The organism is Actinomadura rupiterrae, assembly GCF_024172125.1.
Classification (GTDB): Bacteria; Actinomycetota; Actinomycetes; order Streptosporangiales; family Streptosporangiaceae; genus Spirillospora; species Spirillospora rupiterrae.
In genome coordinates, this window is the sequence record NZ_JAMZEA010000011.1 from 246,119 (window position 1) to 262,714 (window position 16,596).

The 16,596-nt window shown below is 73.3% G+C and carries 13 protein-coding genes; all 13 read left to right on the forward strand.

The features are described 5' to 3' along the window. Positions 1 to 309: 309 nt before the first annotated feature. The 13 genes from pepN (at position 310) to FHU30_RS34990 (ending at position 16,478) form a co-directional block, all read left to right on the forward strand. Positions 310 to 2,799 (forward strand): aminopeptidase N, encoded by a 2,490-nt coding sequence (pepN, locus tag FHU30_RS34930; protein WP_301324078.1) that lies wholly within the window; start codon positions 310 to 312, stop codon positions 2,797 to 2,799. Continuing rightward, on the forward strand, positions 2,796 to 3,860 hold the full coding sequence (locus FHU30_RS34935; protein ID WP_253881815.1) for an FAD-dependent oxidoreductase: 1,065 nt from the start codon (positions 2,796 to 2,798) through the stop codon (positions 3,858 to 3,860). The genes pepN and FHU30_RS34935 overlap by 4 nt, the downstream gene beginning before the upstream one ends. A gap of 205 nt (positions 3,861 to 4,065) precedes the next feature. Continuing rightward, the gene (locus FHU30_RS34940) at positions 4,066 to 5,094 is read left to right on the forward strand and encodes a 3-oxoacyl-[acyl-carrier-protein] synthase III C-terminal domain-containing protein (RefSeq protein ID WP_253881816.1); all 1,029 of its coding nucleotides are present in this window, start codon (positions 4,066 to 4,068) and stop codon (positions 5,092 to 5,094) included. A 15-nt stretch (positions 5,095 to 5,109) separates the two neighbouring features. Next, complete coding sequence (locus tag FHU30_RS34945; protein ID WP_253881817.1) at positions 5,110 to 7,023, forward strand: HAD-IIIC family phosphatase; 1,914 nt, start codon at positions 5,110 to 5,112, stop codon at positions 7,021 to 7,023. Continuing rightward, a complete protein-coding gene (locus FHU30_RS34950; protein WP_253881818.1) occupies positions 7,024 to 7,281 on the forward strand; it encodes an acyl carrier protein in 258 nt (85 codons plus the stop codon). 68 nt (positions 7,282 to 7,349) lie between these two features. Next, positions 7,350 to 8,666, forward strand: coding sequence for a lysine N(6)-hydroxylase/L-ornithine N(5)-oxygenase family protein (locus tag FHU30_RS34955; RefSeq protein ID WP_253881819.1), 1,317 nt, complete (start codon positions 7,350 to 7,352; stop codon positions 8,664 to 8,666). A 14-nt stretch (positions 8,667 to 8,680) separates the two neighbouring features. After that, positions 8,681 to 9,049, forward strand: coding sequence for a cupin domain-containing protein (locus tag FHU30_RS34960; protein WP_253881820.1), 369 nt, complete (start codon positions 8,681 to 8,683; stop codon positions 9,047 to 9,049). Beyond that, on the forward strand, positions 9,046 to 10,719 hold the full coding sequence (locus FHU30_RS34965) for a class I tRNA ligase family protein (protein WP_253881821.1): 1,674 nt from the start codon (positions 9,046 to 9,048) through the stop codon (positions 10,717 to 10,719). The genes FHU30_RS34960 and FHU30_RS34965 overlap by 4 nt, the downstream gene beginning before the upstream one ends. 12 nt (positions 10,720 to 10,731) lie before the next feature. Beyond that, a complete protein-coding gene (locus FHU30_RS34970; RefSeq protein WP_253881822.1) occupies positions 10,732 to 11,976 on the forward strand; it encodes an ATP-grasp domain-containing protein in 1,245 nt (414 codons plus the stop codon). A gap of 83 nt (positions 11,977 to 12,059) precedes the next feature. Next, positions 12,060 to 12,950 (forward strand): dimethylargininase, encoded by an 891-nt coding sequence (ddaH, locus tag FHU30_RS34975; RefSeq protein ID WP_372504016.1) that lies wholly within the window; start codon positions 12,060 to 12,062, stop codon positions 12,948 to 12,950. Continuing rightward, positions 12,947 to 13,282, forward strand: coding sequence for an avidin-fold protein (locus FHU30_RS34980; RefSeq protein ID WP_253881823.1), 336 nt, complete (start codon positions 12,947 to 12,949; stop codon positions 13,280 to 13,282). The genes ddaH and FHU30_RS34980 overlap by 4 nt, the downstream gene beginning before the upstream one ends. Next, entirely contained in the window at positions 13,279 to 15,156 is a 1,878-nt protein-coding gene (locus tag FHU30_RS34985) for an ABC transporter substrate-binding protein (RefSeq protein ID WP_253881824.1), read from the forward strand. The genes FHU30_RS34980 and FHU30_RS34985 overlap by 4 nt, the downstream gene beginning before the upstream one ends. Further along, positions 15,153 to 16,478, forward strand: a complete 1,326-nt coding sequence (locus tag FHU30_RS34990; RefSeq protein ID WP_253881825.1) for a cation:proton antiporter — start codon at positions 15,153 to 15,155, stop codon at positions 16,476 to 16,478. The genes FHU30_RS34985 and FHU30_RS34990 overlap by 4 nt, the downstream gene beginning before the upstream one ends. The last annotated feature ends 118 nt before the right edge of the window (positions 16,479 to 16,596 follow it).

Here is a 16,596-nt window from a genome sequence, read left to right on the forward strand (position 1 = left end):
TGCCCGTCGCGAAAGGCGCGAATCGAAGCGCTCGATGCCGCCTTGGCGGCTCTGCCCGCCTGGTCCGGTGACCCTGCCCTCGTAGTCACCGGACCGGGCGTGCGGACCTGCCCTGCGGCTGCCCGTCCGGACCCGTGAGCCTGCCCCCGGTCCTGCCCGGCCGGACGGAGTGGCCGCGGGTCGCGGTTGCGCGCCCGGAGCGCGGGGGACCCGCCTTGCGAATTGAACGGGATGCGGGGCCGCTTATGGATTCTTGACGTTATGCCGGTCCGTCTCCGACCATTCTTTCGTCGAACTGGAGGAATGCCGATGCCCAGTCTCACCCGTGACGAAGCCAGGATGCGCGGCGCACTTGTGAACGTCCACTCCTATCATGTAGGGCTCGATCTCACCGGGGCCGGGGAGACCTTTCGCTCGATCACCACCGTGCGTTTCAGTTCGGACCGCCCCGGCGCCGCGACCTTTGTCGACGTCGCTCCCGAGACCCTGCTGTCGGCCACGCTGAACGGCCGCGAGCTGCCGGTCCGCTCGCTGGCCGACGGCCGGCTGCCGCTCGACGCCCTCGCCGCCGAGAACGAGCTGACCGTCGTCGCCGACATGGCCTACTCCAAGCAGTGCGAGGGCCTGCACCGGTTCACCGACCCCGCCGACGGCCGCGTGTACGTCTACTCCTTCGTCTACCTCGACCACGCGCCGAAGGTGTTCGCCTGCTTCGACCAGCCCGACCTCAAGGCCCCCTACACCTTCGAGGTCACCTGCCCGGGCGACTGGACCGTCCTCGGCAACACCCCCGCCGAGCGCACCGGCCCCGGCCGCTGGACGCTCGGCCCGTCGCCCGCGCAGGCCACCTACCTCACCGCCCTCGTCGCCGGCCCCTACGCCGCGTTCTCGCACCGGCACGGCGAGGTCGAGCTCGGCTTCCACTGCCGCGCGTCCGAGCGGGACGCGCTGGCCGCCGACGTCGCCGAGGTCTTCGAGATCACCGGGCAGATCCTGGACGCCTGCGCCGAGATGTTCGGCATCGGCTACCCGTTCGGCAAGCTCGACCAGGTCTTCGTGCCCGAGTTCAGCGTCCTGTCGCTGGACCACCCCGGCTGCGTCCTGCTGCGCGAGCAGTACCTGTTCAGCTCCGCCGCCGCGCGGAGCGAGCGGGAGACCCGCGCGGTCGTCCTCGCGCACGGCATCTCGCTGATGTGGCTCGCCGGGCTCGTCACCAACCGCTGGTGGGACGACCTGTGGCTCGGCCAGTCCCTCGCCGACTACATGGCGCACCGGCTCACCGCCGAGGCCACCCGGTTCCCCGGCCCGCCCACCACCTTCGCCGCCCGCCGCAAGGGCCAGGCGTACGTGCCGGACCAGCGGCCGTCCACGCACCCGGTCTGCCTGGAGGGGCCGGACGTCCGGACCGTCCAGATGGAGCTGGACCGCATCTCCTACTTCAAGGGCCACTCGGTGTTCCGGCAGCTCGCCGCGCACATCGGCGACGACCGGCTGCGCTCGGCGCTGCGCACCTACTTCTCCCGGCACGGCTACGGGACGGCCACCTTCACCGACTTCGTCGCCGCGCTCACCGACGCCGTCGGCGCCGACATGACCGGCTGGGCCGACTCCTGGTTCCGGACCTGCGACGTGGACACCCTCACCGCCGAGCTGACCGTCCGGGACGGGCGGATCGCCGCGGCCGCGATCTGGCAGACCGCGCCCGAGCGCCACCCCGTGCTGCGCGCGCACACCCTCGACGTCGGCCTGTACGGCCCGGACGGGGCCCGGACCGTGCACCGCGTCCGCGTCGAGGGCGCGCACACCGAGCTGCCCGAGCTGGTCGGGCTCCCCGCGCCGCGGCTGCTGCTGCCCAACGACGGCGACCTCGCCTACGCCAAGATCCGCTTCGACCCGGCGTCCCGCGCCGCGCTGCCGGACCTGCTGCCGGCGCTGGAGCCGATCAACCGCGCGATGGTGTGGTGCGCGCTGCTGCTCGGCGTGCAGGACGGCGCCGTCCCGGCCGCCGAGCACCTGGACCTCGTCCGCCGGATGGTCGCGGTCGAGCCCGAGCTGTCCATCCTCGCCGAGGTGCTGGAGCAGGCGCGCGGCGACGTCGCCGACCGGTTCCTGCCGCCCGCCGCCCGTCCGGGCGCGATGGCGGACGTGGCGGACGCGCTGCGGAAACGGCTGTCGGACACCGCGCCGGGCGACGAACGCGCGCTCACCCTGTTCCGCGCGCTGGTCGACTTCAGCGCCGACACGGCCGAGCTGCGCGGCTGGATCGAGGGCGGCGCGGCGCCCGCCGGGCTCGCCGTCGACACCGACCTGGCCTGGCGGATCCGCTACCGGCTCGCCGCGCTCGGCGGCCTGGACGAGGGCGGGATCGCCAAGGCGCTCGCCGACGCGCCCGGCGCTGACGCCGAGCAGGCCGCCGCGCGCTGCCTGGCCGCACTGCCCGACCCCGCCGCCAAGGACCGCGCCTGGACCGCCATCACCACCGACACCGAGCTGTCCAACTACCGCCTCTGGGCGCTCGCCGAGGGGTTCTGGCAGCCGGAGCAGACCGACCTGACCGCGCCCTACGTCGAGCGCTTCTTCACCGAGATGCCGCAGGCCGCGCGACTGCGCGGCGACCTGGTGCTGGACCTGCTGCTGCGCTTCTTCTACCCGCGCCTGGCCGCCGACCCCGCGACGCTGGAGCTGGCCGAGCGGACGCTCGCGCGCGACGACCTGTCGCCCACGCTGTCCCGCCGCATCGGCGACTTCACCGACGACCTGCGCCGCGTGGTCAACGCCCGCGCCGCCGCGTCCCGATGAGCCGCCCGCGCATCGCGATCGTCGGTGCCGGCATCGCCGGCGCCCTCCTCGCCCTCCGCCTCCGCGAGCAGTGGAACCCCCCGGACGTCGACCTCTTCACCGCCTGGCCCCCCACCCACCCCGACACAGGAGGGCGAAGCGTCGGGTGGGCGGACGCGTCTCGGGCGTCGGGAGGCATGGTTCGGGCGTTCGAGACGGATCCCGGGACGGCCAGGCTCGCCGCGGAGAGTCTGGCCGAGCTGCGCGGTAGCCCGGAGCTGCGGGAGCGGGTGCGGTTCCGCGAGCACGCGGCGGTCTACGTGGCGCAACCCGGGAGCGACCTGGCCGCGTCACTTGCCGTCGTCGACGAGGTGCTGCCCGGCGCGGCAGAGGCGACGGACGCCGATCGGATCGCGCGCGAGTACGGGTTCCACGGGTTGCCCCGGGGCGCGCCCGGCGTCGTGGAACGGCAGGCCGGCCACCTGTCACCGGACGCGCTGCGCGCCGCGGCCCTGACGGATTTCGCCGACCTCGGCGGGCTCGTCCGCGCCGGACCGGTCACGCGCGTCGAGGACGGCCCGTCGCTGAAACTCGCCGACGGCACCGCGCACGGCTTCGACCTCGTGGTGGTCGCGGCGGGCGCCTGGACCGAGCGGCTGCTGGCGGACAGCGGCCTGCCCGGCGGCGGCTTCCGCACCCGGCAGATCCAGTACACGCTGTGCCGGACGGCGCGCGACGCGATCCCGTCCTTCGTGGACGAGCACAGCGGCCTCTACGGCCGTCCGGACGGTCCGGGCCGGCTGCTGCTGGGCCTCCCGACCGTCCGCTGGGACGTCGATCCGGACGCGGTCGTCCCCGATCGCGCGCTCGCGGCGCGGGTCGTCGCGGACGCCGCGCAGTTCCTCGCCGCGCCCGTGGAGGCCGAGCGCACCGTCGCCTCGTTCGACTGCTTCCGCGTCCCGCCCGGGCTGGAGCTGCGTCCCGTCGCGGAGGGCGTGGTCACCTTCACCGGCGGCAGCGGGGGAGCGGCCAAGACCGCACTCGCCGCCAGTCGCGTCGCCGGGGCGGTCCTCGCCCGCTGACCCCGGTAACGGAATCCGGCCGCCCCGTCCAGGGCGGCCGGATTTTTTTTTCGCCTTTTATCGGGCACCCCGTTCAACTGCGCCGCGGCATCGATCGAACACCGCTGTTCACCTTCTCAATTGCCTTTTCAAAGGCTCCGGGCGATGCTTTTCCAGGCCGCGATGAAGAGGCCGATTTGTTATGACCCGCAGAGAGGCAATGGCGATGACGCGACCGCCCGTAGAATTCGGGATCACCGGATTCGGATACGCCTTCGGGCAGGACCAGGACGTCGAGGCCGCGGCCCCGTCCTACGTGCCCGACCCCGAACGCATCCTGCGGTGGGGCTACCACTCCTTCCACCGCGCCCCGGACGGGGTGACCGCCGTGGACCTGGCCGCCGATGCCGCCCGCGACGCCCTGGAACGCGACGGCCTGGCCATCGGCGACGTGGACCTGCTGGTCCTCGCGCACTCCGAACTGCCCGACTACCCGCACTGGGACTCCTCCACCGCGCTGGCCCGCGCGCTCGGCTCCGACCACACCGAGACGCTGCTGCTGAACGAGGGCTGCGCGTCCGGCGTGACCGGGCTCGGCATCGTCGCCGGCCTGCTCGCGATCCGGCCCGAGCTGTCGACCGTGCTGTTCGTCGCGGTGAACCGGGTCAGCGAGTTCCACCGCAACCGGATGACCGTCAACAACGCCGTGCACAGCGACGGCGCGGTGGCCGCCGTGCTGCGCCGCGGCCACGGGCGCAACCGGTGGCTGGCCACCGAGCAGATCATCGACGCCGACCTGACCGACTGGTTCCGCACCGACTACGGCGGCGCGGTCGCCCCGCTCCCGCCCGAGGGCTGGACGGGGAGGACCGCGCCCGCCGGGCACGAGCGCGTGCAGGCGCACTTCGCCAAGGACCCGTCCAAGCTGCGCGCCTTCGCCCAGGCCGCCGTGGACCGCTCTATCGAGGTCGTGGACGCCGCGTGCCGCCGCGCCGGGGTCACCCGCGACGAGGTGACCCACTACGTCTACATCAACGACCCGGACGGCATCACCGACCTCGCGCCGCTGCTGGACGTCCCGCTGGAGCGCACCAACCTGGACGCCGCCCGCGCGCACGGCCACATGGGCGCCGCCGACCAGCTGACCGCGCTCGGCGAGTTCACCGCCAAGGGCTCGGTCCGGCCGGGCGACCTGGTCGCGCTGGGCGGGATCTCCATCGGCATGCGCTGGTACTGCTCGCTGGTCCGGGCCTGAGCGGGGGATGACGAGATGACCGAGACCCCGACCACCGCCCCGACCACGACTCCGACGCCGTCCGCGACCCCGACCACGGCCGCGCCGCTCGACGAGCTGCGCAAGGGCATCCGCGCCGGCGCCGCGCCCGGCCCGGCCCTGCGCCGCGCCCTGCTCGAACTGGACGACCCGTCCGCCGCCCGCACCGCAGGCCGCCTCCTTTCCAGAATGGACGCGGCGGACGCCGGGCTGCGCGACGTCCGGGTGACCGTCCATGCGACCTGCACGATCGGCTCGCTGGAGCACCTGCTGCGCACCCAGCTCGTCGGCGCGGGCCTCCGACCGGAGATCACCAAGGGCGAGTACGGCTCGTTCGAGATCACCCTGGCCACCGGGGCCGCCGGCGGCGCGACCGACCCCGACCTGCTGGTCCTGCTGGTCGACGCCGGGTTCCTGCTGCCGCGCGACTGGAGCCCCGCCGACCCGCTCGCCCTGGAGGAGCACGTCGAGCACCGGCTGCGCGAGCTGCGCGGCCTGGCCACCGGCGTCGCCGACCGGACGGCCGCCACGCTCGTCCTGCACACCGTCCCGCTGCCCGCCGAGGTCCGCGACACCTTCGTCAGCCTGGACGGCCGCGCCCGGTTCGCCGCGCTCTGGCACCGGATCAACGCCGAGCTGCTGAAGCTGGCGGCCGACCGTCCGCAGATCGCCGTCCTGGACCTGGCCGGGGCGCTCGCCGACAGCCCGTTCGCGGCCCGCGACGCCCGCCTGCACCGCTACGGCGACCTGCCCTACACCGACGGCGCGCTGCTGCTGCTCGCCCGCGAGATCCGCCGCGTCGCCCAGGCACGCGCGGGCCTGTCCCGCAAGGTCCTCGCCCTCGACCTGGACAACACGCTGTGGGGCGGCGTCCTCGGCGAGGTCGGCGCGGGCGGCGTGCAGCTCGGCGGCCTGTACCCCGGCAACGCCTACCTCGACCTGCAGCGCACCGCGCGGCGGCTCCGCGACCAGGGCGTCGTCCTGGTCCTGGCCAGCAAGAACGACGCCGGGCCGGTGGAGGAGGCGCTCGCCGGGCACCCCGAGATGGCGCTGCGCGCCGACGCGTTCTCGGTGCGGGCCGTGAACTGGGGCGCCAAGTCGGAGAACCTGGTCCGCGCCGCCGAGACGCTCGGCCTGTCGGTCGGCTCGTTCGTCTTCATGGACGACTCGGACTTCGAACGCGCTCAGGTCGGCGACGCGCTGCCCGAGGTCGCGGTCGTGTCGGCCGCGGGTGACCCGGCCGGGCTGCCCGGCGCGCTGCTGCGGCACGGCTGGTTCGACGTCCCGGCGCTCACCGACACCGACCGCAAGCGGCCCGAGCTGTACCGCAAGCGCGCCGAGCGGCAGGACTTCTCCGCCGGGTTCCAGACCTCCGACGAGTTCCTGCACGCGCTCGGCATCCAGGTGGACGTCGCGCCCGCGACCGCGTTCACCGTCGGCCGGATCGCGCAGCTCGCCGCCCGCACCAACCAGTTCAACCTGACCGGCGAGCGGTTCGACGAGGCCGCCACCGCCCGGATGGCCGAGTCGGCCGGGCACGTCGTCGCCTCGATCGCGGTCGCCGACCGGTTCGGCGACGAGGGTGTCATCGGCGCGTTCTGGGTCGAGTGCGGCCCGGACGCCTGGCGCGTGCTGAACCTGGTCATGAGCTGCCGCGTCCTCGGCCGCGGCGTCGAGCAGGCCGCCCTCGGCTGGCTCGCCGCGCGGGCCCGGGACGCCGGCGCCGCCCGCCTCGAAGGCCGCTACGTCCGCTCGGACCGCAACGGCGTCGCCGCCGACATGTGGACCCGCGCGGGCTTCACCCCCGCCCCCGGCGCGGACGTGGAGTCCGGACCCTTCGTCCTGGACCTCGCCAGCGCCCCCGAACTCACCCCCGCATGGATCTCGACGCGCGAAGGGAGCGCCGCCTGAATGGACGCCGCCGACACCGTGGAAACGGTCATCGAAATCATCGAGGAAGTGCTCGGAGAAATGCCGGGAGAACTGTCGCCGGACGATGTGCTCGCCGCCCGTAAATGGGACAGCATCGCCTCGCTCGAAGCGCTCGCGCAATTGGAGGGGCGGTTCGGCGTGAACCTCGATCTGCGCCGCTTCCACGCCGCGCGCACCGCCGCCGAGATGGCGGACCTGGTGGCCGAGGGCCTCGCCGTCCGGACCGGCGGCGCGTGAGCCGCCCGGCCCCCGCCCCCCTCGCCCGGCCCGCCGCCACCCGCCCCACCGCTCTCAAGGAGGACCCCATGGAACGACAGGAAGTCGAACTGCTCGCCATCGGCGCCGGCCCCGCCAACCTCGCGCTGGCCGTGGCGCTGGAGGAGCTGGCGGCGCCCGGCCTGGCCGACTCGGCCCTGATCATCGAGCGGCACGACGACATCGTCTGGCAGCGCGGGATGCTGCTGCCCTGGACCCAGAGCCAGGTGTCCTTCCTCAAGGACCTGGTCACCCTCCGCAACCCGCGCAGCGAGTTCTCCTTCGTCAACTACCTGCACTCGATCGGCCGGCTGGACGAGTTCGTCAACCTCGGCAGCTTCACCCCCTACCGGCTGGAGATCTCCGACTACCTGCGCTGGGTCGGGGAGTCGCTGCGCCGGGTGCGGATCGAGTTCGGCCGCCGCTGCGTGTCGGTCGAGCCCGTCCCCGAGCAGGACGGCGGCGTGCACCGCTGGCTGGTGCGCACCGCCGACGGCGGCGAGATCCTCTGCCGCGACCTGGTGATCGGCGCGGGCCGCGACCCGCACGTCCCGGACGAGGTCGCCGCGCTGCCCCGCGACCGGGTGGTGCACAGCACCGAGTTCAGCGCCCGGATGGCCGGGCTGGACCCCGACGGCGAGCACCGGATCGTGGTGGTCGGCGGGGCGCAGAGCGCGGCCGAGATGTACTGGGCGTCCTACCGGAACCTGCCGAACGCCCAGGTCACGATGGTGATGCGGTCGATCGGCCTGAACGCCTACGAGTCGAGCAAGTTCACCAACGAGCTGTTCTACTCCTCGTTCGTGGACGAGTTCCACGGCGCGCTGCCCGAGGCGCGCGAGCAGCTGCTGCGCGAGATGCACCGCACGAACTACGCCGGGCTCGCCCCGGCGATGCTCGACACGCTCTACCGCGAGATGTACCAGGAGCGGCTCACCGGCGGCGACCGGCTGCACATGATCACCATGACCGAGATCGCCGGCGCCCGGATGGAGGGCGGCGAGGTCGTGCTGACGCTGCTGGACCGCAAGCAGCGCCGCACCCGCGAGCTGCGCTGCGACATGGTGCTGCTCGGCACCGGCTTCGACCGGGCCATGCCGCGGCTGGCGCGGGACGTGGCCGCCGCGGCGGGTGTCGGCGGCGCGACCGTCGACCGCAACTACCGGATGAACCTGCCGCCGGACTACACCGCGGGCTGCTACCTGCAGGGCGTCAACGAGGCCACGCACGGCATCGCCGACTCGCTGCTCAGCGTGCTCGCCGTCCGCTCCCAGGAGATCGTCGCGGACCTGCTCGCGCACCGCGGCGCCGCCGAGTCCGTCCAGGCCGCCGCCGACGCGGCGGCGCTGCTGGTCAACGCCAAGTGAAGGGGAGGAACCCCATGGACATCCGCAGGCTCGACCCCGCGCAGCTCCGCCCCGACAACGGCCTGGACGCCAAGCGGCTGCTGCCCTGGCCCGCGCTGAACGCGCCCTTCGAGGGCTCCTGGTGCGTGGTGCCGCCCGGCGCGTCGTCCGGCGCGCACGACCACCACGAGTACGAGATCTGGGTCGCGATGACCGGCGAGGCCGAGCTGCGCAGCGAGGGCCGCACCGAGCCGTTCCGCGCCGGGGACGTCGTGCACTTCACCCCCGGCACCCGCCACCAGGTCGTCAACGAGGGCGCCGAGCCGTTCGCGATGTACGCGGTCTGGTGGGACCTGGAGATGACCGAGCGCTTCGCCGCCCGCCACCACGAGGACGCGTCATGACCGCCGCCGGGACGACCGGCGGACCCGCGGGCGCGGGCCGTCCGGCGATCGTCATCGCCGCGACGCCCACCTCGAACGGCGACCTGCACGTGGGCCACATGGCCGGCCCCTACCTCGCCGGGGACGTGTACGCCCGCTACGCCGCCGCCACCGGACGGCCGGTCGTCTACACCACCATCACCGACGACAGCCAGACCTACGTCCCGACCACCGCGCACCGCCTCGGCGTCGAGCCGCACGCGCTGGTCGCCGACTCGACCGCCCGGATCCAGCGGACGATCACCGCGATGGGCCTGTCCATGACGGGCCTGCCGCCGGTGGACGACCGCTACCGCGCGACCGTGCTCGACTTCTTCACCCGCCTGCACGCCGACGGGCGGCTGCGCCGCCGGACCGTCCGGCTGCCTTACGTCCCGTCCAGCGGCACCTACCTCTACGACGGGCTGATGAAGGGGATCTGCCCGTCCTGCCTGGCGGGCAGCGCGGGTGGTGTCTGCGAGGGCTGCGGTCACCCCAACAACTACGACGAGCTGCTCGCGCCCAGCGCGACCACCGACCCCGACGCCGAGGTCACCGTCCGCGAGGCCGACATCCTCGTCCTGCCCGCCGAGGAGTACCGCGACCGGCTCACCGCCTACTACCAGGAGCGCGAGGGACGCTGGCGGCCGAACGCCATGCGGCTGATCGGCGAGCTGCTGGACGGTCCGCTGCCGGAGATCCCGGTGACCGTCCCCGGCACGTGGGGGATCGCCGCGCCGTTCGCCGAGACGCCGGGCCAGATCCTCTACCCGTGGGTCGAGGCGATGCCCGCCGTCATGTACGCCACCTGGTGGGCCGCCGCCCGGGACGGCCGGACCGCCGCCGAGACCGACGCGCACTGGCGCGCCGGCGCCGCCCCGGAGGTCGTGTACTTCCACGGCTTCGACAACGTCTACCACTGGGGCTTCCTCGACCTCGTCATGCTGATGGCGCACGGCGACCGGTACGCCCTGCCGGAGAGCAACGTCGTCAACGAGTTCTACGACCTGCGCGGCGAGAAGTTCTCCACCAGCCGCGGCCACCTGGTCTGGACGGCCGACCTGCTCGACCAGGTGCCCCGCGACCTCGTCCGCTTCTACCTGTCGCTGACCGCGCCCGAGACCCAGCGCACCGACTTCACGACCGAGGCGCTGCGCGCGGTCACCGCCCGCCGCCTGGTCGGCCCGTGGAACCGGCTCGCGGACGCGCTGCGCGACGCGACCGTGGCAGCCGCGCCCGGCCCGCTGCCGGTGTCGGACGACGGCCGCGCCCGCGCCGCCGTCATGGCGGGCCGCTTCCGCGGCTGCTACGACCTGGCGTCCTTCAGCCCGGCGCGCGCCGCCGAGACGCTGCTCACCCACCTGGACCGGCTCGTCGCAAGCCTGGACACCACCACCGCCACCCCAGCCGCCACGCCGACCGCCGCGTCCGGTACCGGTGACCTGCTGCTGGAGGCCCGCACCCTGCTCGCCTTCGCCGCGCCGATCCTCATCGACGCCGCCGCCGAGGCGCGCGCCGCCGGAGTCGACCTGAGCCCGGACGCGCCCGCGCCCGCCGCGATCACCCCGTTCGTCCTGCCGAGGCTTCCCGAGTCCGCCCGGCCCGCACCCGCCCCCGCCGGGGCGGACGGCCGCGCGCCCGCCGGGGTCTGAAGGGAACCCGCCATGAAGCTGCTGACCATCGAGACCAGCCAGTACCTGAACTACTACCACTCGCGCTACCGCCAGGTGCAGGACCTCGGCGTCGACCTGTACGTCCTGAACGGCGAGGGCACCGAGGACTTCTGGCCCGCCGACCACTACCGGCTCGTCGGCACCAAGAAGATCGACGAGATCGTCGAGACCGCACGCGCCTGGCACGCGGAGGAGGAGTTCGACGGGGTCATCACCTTCTCCGAGTCCGCCGTCATCACGGTCGCGGCGGTCGCCGAGGCGCTGGGCCTGCCCGGCATCGGCGTCGAGGCCGCGGTCCGCAGCCGCAACAAGTACCTGATGCGGCAGGCGTACGAGCGGGCGGGCGCGCCCATCCCGTCCTACCGGCTCGTCCAGAGCGAGGACGAGGCGCTCGCCGCGGCGTCCGAGTTCGGCTACCCGGTCATCCTCAAGCCGACCCTCGGCGCGGGCAGCCACCTGGTGTTCCGCGTCGACTCCCCGGAGGAGATGGCCCGCCGCTACGCCCAGGCCGCCGAGGGCCTGAAGAACCTGTTCTGGGTGAACTCCGAGGCCGACGGCGTGGACCTCGGCCCGAACGCGCTGCTGGTCGAGTCGTTCCTCGACGGCCGGGAGTACCTGATGGAGGCCGTCGCCTGGGACGACGAGGTCTACCTCGGCTCGGTCGTGGACCGCATCACCGACGAGGGCCAGACCTTCGACGACGACGTGCACCACGCGCCGACCTCGCTGCCGCCCGAGGAAGTCGCCAAGGTGCAGGCCGCCGTGAAGGCGGGCGCGCACGCGATGGGGCTGCGGCGCAGCGTCATGCACGCCGAGGTCCGCTACCACGGGGGCGAGCCGCACCTGCTGGAGATCGCCGCCCGGGTCGGCGGCGGCGGGCTGGACATGATCGCGCGGATCTCCGCCGGGCACGACCCGATCAAGGCGGTGGTCGACATCGGCCGGGGCGTCCGGCCGGACGTGCGGCACTTCGCCCCGACCGGCACGCACGTCACCGCGATGTGCCTGATCAGCGAGGAGGGCGTGGTCGAGCGGGTGGACGTCCCGGACGAGGTCGCGAACTCTGAGCGGGCCTTCCTGCTGAAGATCACCGCGCGGCCCGGCGACCTGATCCGGCGGCCGCCGAACGGCAACACCATCCTCGGGTTCCTCGGCACCACCGGCACCTCGCAGGAGGACGCGTTCGCGACCATGACCGACTTCGCCTCGAAGATCAAGGTCACCTTCCGCGACTGAGCCCCCGGCCGCACCCCTCCCCGCTCTCCCTGCTCGCCCCGCCTCCCGAAACGCCTGTCTGACGCATCCCAGGAGAGACCTCAGTGTCGAACCAGACCGCGGCGGCCCGTCCCGTCCGCACCGCCACATCCCGCCGCTACCTGATGTGCCCGCCGCGCCACTTCGACGTGACCTACTCGATTAACCCGTGGATGGAGCCCGGCAAGCCGGTCGACGCCGATCTCGCGATGGCCCAGTGGGACCGGCTGCGCAACCTCTACGTCGGCCTCGGCCACCGGGTCGAGCTGATCGACCCGATCCCCGGCCTGCCCGACATGGTGTTCGCCGCCAACGGCGCGACCGTCGTGGACGGCCGGGTGCTCGCCGCCCGGTTCAAGCACGAGCAGCGCGCCGCCGAGGGCCCCGCCTACGCCGCCTGGTTCCGAGAGCGCGGCCACACCGTCCACGACGGCGCGTTCGTCAACGAGGGCGAGGGCGACCTGCTGGTCACCGGCGACCGGATCCTCGCCGGGCACGGCTTCCGCACCGACCCGCGCGCGCACGCCGAGGCCGAGGCCGCGCTCGGCCTGCCCGTCGTGCCGCTGACCCTGGTGGACCCGCGCTTCTACCACCTCGACACCGCGCTCGCGGTGCTCGACCACGAGGAGGTCATGTACTACCCGGCGGCGTTCGACGCGCGCAGCCGCGCCGTCCTGGAGGAGCTGTACCCGGACGCGATCACCGCGACCGACGCCGACGCCGAGGTGTTCGGGCTGAACGCGGTCTGCGACGGGCGGCACGTGCTGCTGCCCGAGCAGGCCGTCCACCTCATCGACCGGCTCTGGGAGCGCGGCTTCGTTCCGATCGGGGTGGACCTGGGCGAGCTGCTGAAGTCCGGCGGCAGCGCCAAGTGCTGCACGCTGGAGATCCGCCCGGCGCGGACGCCGAGCCCGGTCCGCCAGGCCGGCCCGGACGCCCTGGAGGCGGCCCGATGATCGACTACGAGGGCCGCCGGTTCCGCCCGGCCGAGGACGGCGCGCGCGACCGCGTCGCGCACTACCACCAGGACGGCGACCTGCTGTGGGGCGAGTTCGCGGGCGGCCGCGCCCGCCGCGGCACGCTCGTCGGCACCTGCGCGCCCGACGGGCGCCTCGACTTCGCCTACTGCATGGTCCTGGAGGACGGCGAGGTCGTCTCCGGGCACTGCCGCAGCACCCCGGAGTTCCGTCCGGACGGCGGCATCGACCTGCGCGAGGAGTGGGAGCGGTTCGGGAAGCACGCCGACCGGGGCGTCTCCCTCCTCACCGAGATCAGGGAGGCACGATGACGGCCCCGACCGACACCACCGGGACCACCGGGACCGCCCGCGCCGCGGCGCCGGCCGGGCGTCCGCGCAAGGGCGGCGTGGTGACCTGGGCGTGCGCGCCCGGCTTCCCGCCCGCGGTGATCTTCCCGTTCACCCCCGCCGAGCGGATGGGCACCCGGAACATCTACGAGTTCCAGATGCTCATGTACCGGACGCTGTACTACTTCGGCAGCCAGGGCACGCCCGAGGTCGACTACGCGCAGAGCATCGGCGAGCCGCCGCAGTGGAGCGAGGACGGCCGGACGGTCACCATCCGGATCAAGCCGTGGAAGTGGTCCAACGGCGAGACCCTGTGCGCCGACAACGTCCTGTTCTGGGTGAACCTGATGAAGGTGAAGGGCGCGCGGTACGGCGAGTACGTGCCGGGCTACTTCCCCGACAACTGCACCTCCTACGGCAAGCTCGCCGAGGACACCGTCTACTTCACCTTCGACAAGCCCTACTCCAAGAAGTGGGTGCTGATGAACCAGCTCAGCACCATCACCCCGCTGCCGAAGGCGTGGGACCGCACCGCCGACGGGCCGGCGAACGCGTCCGGCGACCTCGCCGACGTCGAGGCGGTCTACGCCTACCTGATGGCCGAGCAGGGCGACCACGTGGACGAGGCCAACACGCACCGGACGCGCTGGGCCGACAGCCCCATCTGGAGCGTGGTCAGCGGCCCGTGGCGGCTGAAGAGCTACACCCTCGAAGGCGTCGTCACCTTCGTCCCGAACGAGCACTACTCCGGCCCGAACAAGCCGCACCTGGACGAGTTCCGCCAGGTCCCGACCATGTCCGACGAAGAGCAGTACGAGATGCTCAAGCGCGGCGAGATCCAGGTCGGGTACCTGCCGCTGAGCTTCGCGACCGAGGCGACCACCGACCCCACGGTCGGCGGCGGCAACCCCCTGGAAGGCACCTACGACCTCGTCCCGCAGGTCGCGTTCTGCATCCGCTACTTCTGCCTGAACTACAACAACCCCGGCGTCCCCGGGAAGATCTTCAAGCAGACCTACTTCCGGCAGGCGCTCCAGCGCACCCTGGACCAGGACACCGCCGTCAAGGAGATCTACCAGGGCTACGCCTACCGGCAGAACGGCCCGGTGCCGATGGTGCCGCGCACCGACCTGGTGTCGCCGCGCCAGCGCGAGGGCGCCTGGCCGCTGCCGTTCGACCCGGACGCCGCGCGCGAGCTGCTGGAGGCGAACGGCTGGGACACCAGCCAGACCCCGGCGGTCTGCGTCGACCCGGAGAAGGCGGGGGAGGGCATCCCCGCCGGTACCAAGCTCAGCCTGAAGATGCGGTACGTCGAAGGACGGCCCGCCCTGACCGAGCTGATGCGCCGCTACAAGGAGCACGCCGCCAAGGCCGGGATCGAGCTGCGCCTGGAAGAGGTGTACGGATCGATCCTGGTCGCCGAGGACGGCCCCTGCGACCCGGGCCCGGACTGCCCGTGCGACTGGGAGCTGACCTGCTGGAACGGCGGCTGGGCCTACCACTACCCGTCCGGCGAGATCCTGTTCAAGACCCGCGCGGGCGGCAACTTCGGGTTCTTCACCGACCCGGTCGCCGACGAACTGATCGAGAAGTCGGTCACCACCGACGACCTCGAAGCCCTCTACGCCTACCAGGACTACATCGCCGAGCACGTCCCGGTCATCTTCACCCCGAACTTCCCGATCCGGCTGTTCGAGGTGTCGCGGAAGCTCGGCGGGTTCGGCCCGGTCAACCCGTTCGGCATGATCAACCCGGAGAACTGGTACTACCTCGACGACGAGCCGCCATCCGAGGCGACGGCGCGCCCCGCTGAAGGCCACCTGGACGAGGGCCTCCCGGACGAGGGGCGCCCGTGAAGCACGCGTCCCACCCCGTCCTGGCGGCGCCGGTCGCGCCGATCGGCACGCACGTGATGCTGGTGTTCCTGCTCCAGATCGCGCTGCTGCTGGGCGCCGCGCTGCTGCTCGGGCTGCTGGCCCGGCGGCTGCGGATGCCCGCGGTCGTCGGCGAGCTGTGCGCGGGCATGCTGCTCGGGCCGTCCGTCCTGGCGCACGCCGCGCCCGGCTTCGCGCACTGGCTGCTGCCCGCGCGGCCCGAGCAGCAGCACCTGCTGGACGCCGTCGGGCAGCTCGGCGTCCTGCTGCTGGTCGGCGTCACCGGGATGAACGTGGACCTCGGCATGATCCGGCGGCAGGGCCTGACCGCCGCCCGGGTCAGCGCCGGCGGCCTGCTGCTGCCGCTCGCCGCCGGGTTCGGCGTCGGGTGGGTGCTGCCGGACGCGCTGCTCGCGCCCGGCGGCGACCGGATGGTGTTCGCCTGCTTCGTCGCGGTCGCGATGTGCGTCAGCGCCATCCCGGTCATCGCCAAGACGCTGCTGGAGATGCGGCTGATGCACCGCGACGTCGGGCAGCTCATCGTCGGCGCGTCGGTGGTGGACGACATGGTCGGCTGGCTGCTGCTGTCGGTGGTGTCGGCGATGGCCACCACCGGCGTCCGGGCGGGGCACCTGGTGTTCACCGTCGGCGCGCTCCTCGGCGGGATCGCGCTGGCGATGACGCTGGGGCGGCCCGTCGTCCGGACGGTGCTGCGCCGGGCCGCCCAGTCGCCCGAACCCGCCGTCACCGTCGCCACCGCCGTCGGGCTGGTGGTGCTGTGCGCGGCGGGCACCCAGGCGCTCGGCGTCGAACCGGTCGTCGGGGCGTTCTTCGGCGGCCTGCTCGTCGCGGCGGTCGGCTGGGACGCCGCGCCGCAGCGGATGACCTCGCTGCGGACGTTCTCCATGGGCGTCCTCGCGCCGCTGTTCTTCGCCACCGCCGGGCTGCGCATGGACCTCACCGCGCTCGGCCGCCCGCAGGTGCTCGGCGCGGCGGCGCTGGTGCTGGCGGTCGCGGTGGTGTTCAAGTTCGCCGGGGCCTACCTCGGCGCGCGCGCCAGCCGCCTCGGCCACTGGGAGTCGCTCGCACTCGGCGCCGGGATGAACGCCCGCGGCGTGATCGAGGTGATCATCGCGATGGTCGGGCTGCGGCTCGGCGTGCTGTCGGCCGGGATGTACACCGTCGTCGTCCTGGTCGCGATCGCGACCAGCCTGATGGCGCCGCCGCTGCTGCGCACGGCGGTGAACCGGATCGAGATCACCGGGGCCGAGCGCGAGCGGGAGAAGGTGCTGCTCGGCGGGTGACCGCCGGGCGGCCGGCAGGGCGCTCCCGGCGGGCGGCGAATTCCCGCCGGGACCGCATCGAATTACGGACGAACCACCCAAACGACGATCTTGGCTCCGTACGTTGGGGTCGCGGGAC

Coding starts and splice junctions, on each gene's coding strand:
- FHU30_RS34955 (WP_253881819.1), top strand. CDS start 7,350: ATGGAACGACAGGAAGTCGAACTGCTCGCCATCGGCGCCGGCCCCGCC.
- FHU30_RS34965 (WP_253881821.1), top strand. CDS start 9,046: ATGACCGCCGCCGGGACGACCGGCGGACCCGCGGGCGCGGGCCGTCCG.
- FHU30_RS34985 (WP_253881824.1), top strand. CDS start 13,279: ATGACGGCCCCGACCGACACCACCGGGACCACCGGGACCGCCCGCGCC.
- pepN (WP_301324078.1), top strand. CDS start 310: ATGCCCAGTCTCACCCGTGACGAAGCCAGGATGCGCGGCGCACTTGTG.
- FHU30_RS34950 (WP_253881818.1), top strand. CDS start 7,024: ATGGACGCCGCCGACACCGTGGAAACGGTCATCGAAATCATCGAGGAA.
- FHU30_RS34980 (WP_253881823.1), top strand. CDS start 12,947: ATGATCGACTACGAGGGCCGCCGGTTCCGCCCGGCCGAGGACGGCGCG.
- FHU30_RS34970 (WP_253881822.1), top strand. CDS start 10,732: ATGAAGCTGCTGACCATCGAGACCAGCCAGTACCTGAACTACTACCAC.
- FHU30_RS34940 (WP_253881816.1), top strand. CDS start 4,066: ATGACGCGACCGCCCGTAGAATTCGGGATCACCGGATTCGGATACGCC.
- FHU30_RS34945 (WP_253881817.1), top strand. CDS start 5,110: ATGACCGAGACCCCGACCACCGCCCCGACCACGACTCCGACGCCGTCC.
- FHU30_RS34935 (WP_253881815.1), top strand. CDS start 2,796: ATGAGCCGCCCGCGCATCGCGATCGTCGGTGCCGGCATCGCCGGCGCC.
- FHU30_RS34960 (WP_253881820.1), top strand. CDS start 8,681: ATGGACATCCGCAGGCTCGACCCCGCGCAGCTCCGCCCCGACAACGGC.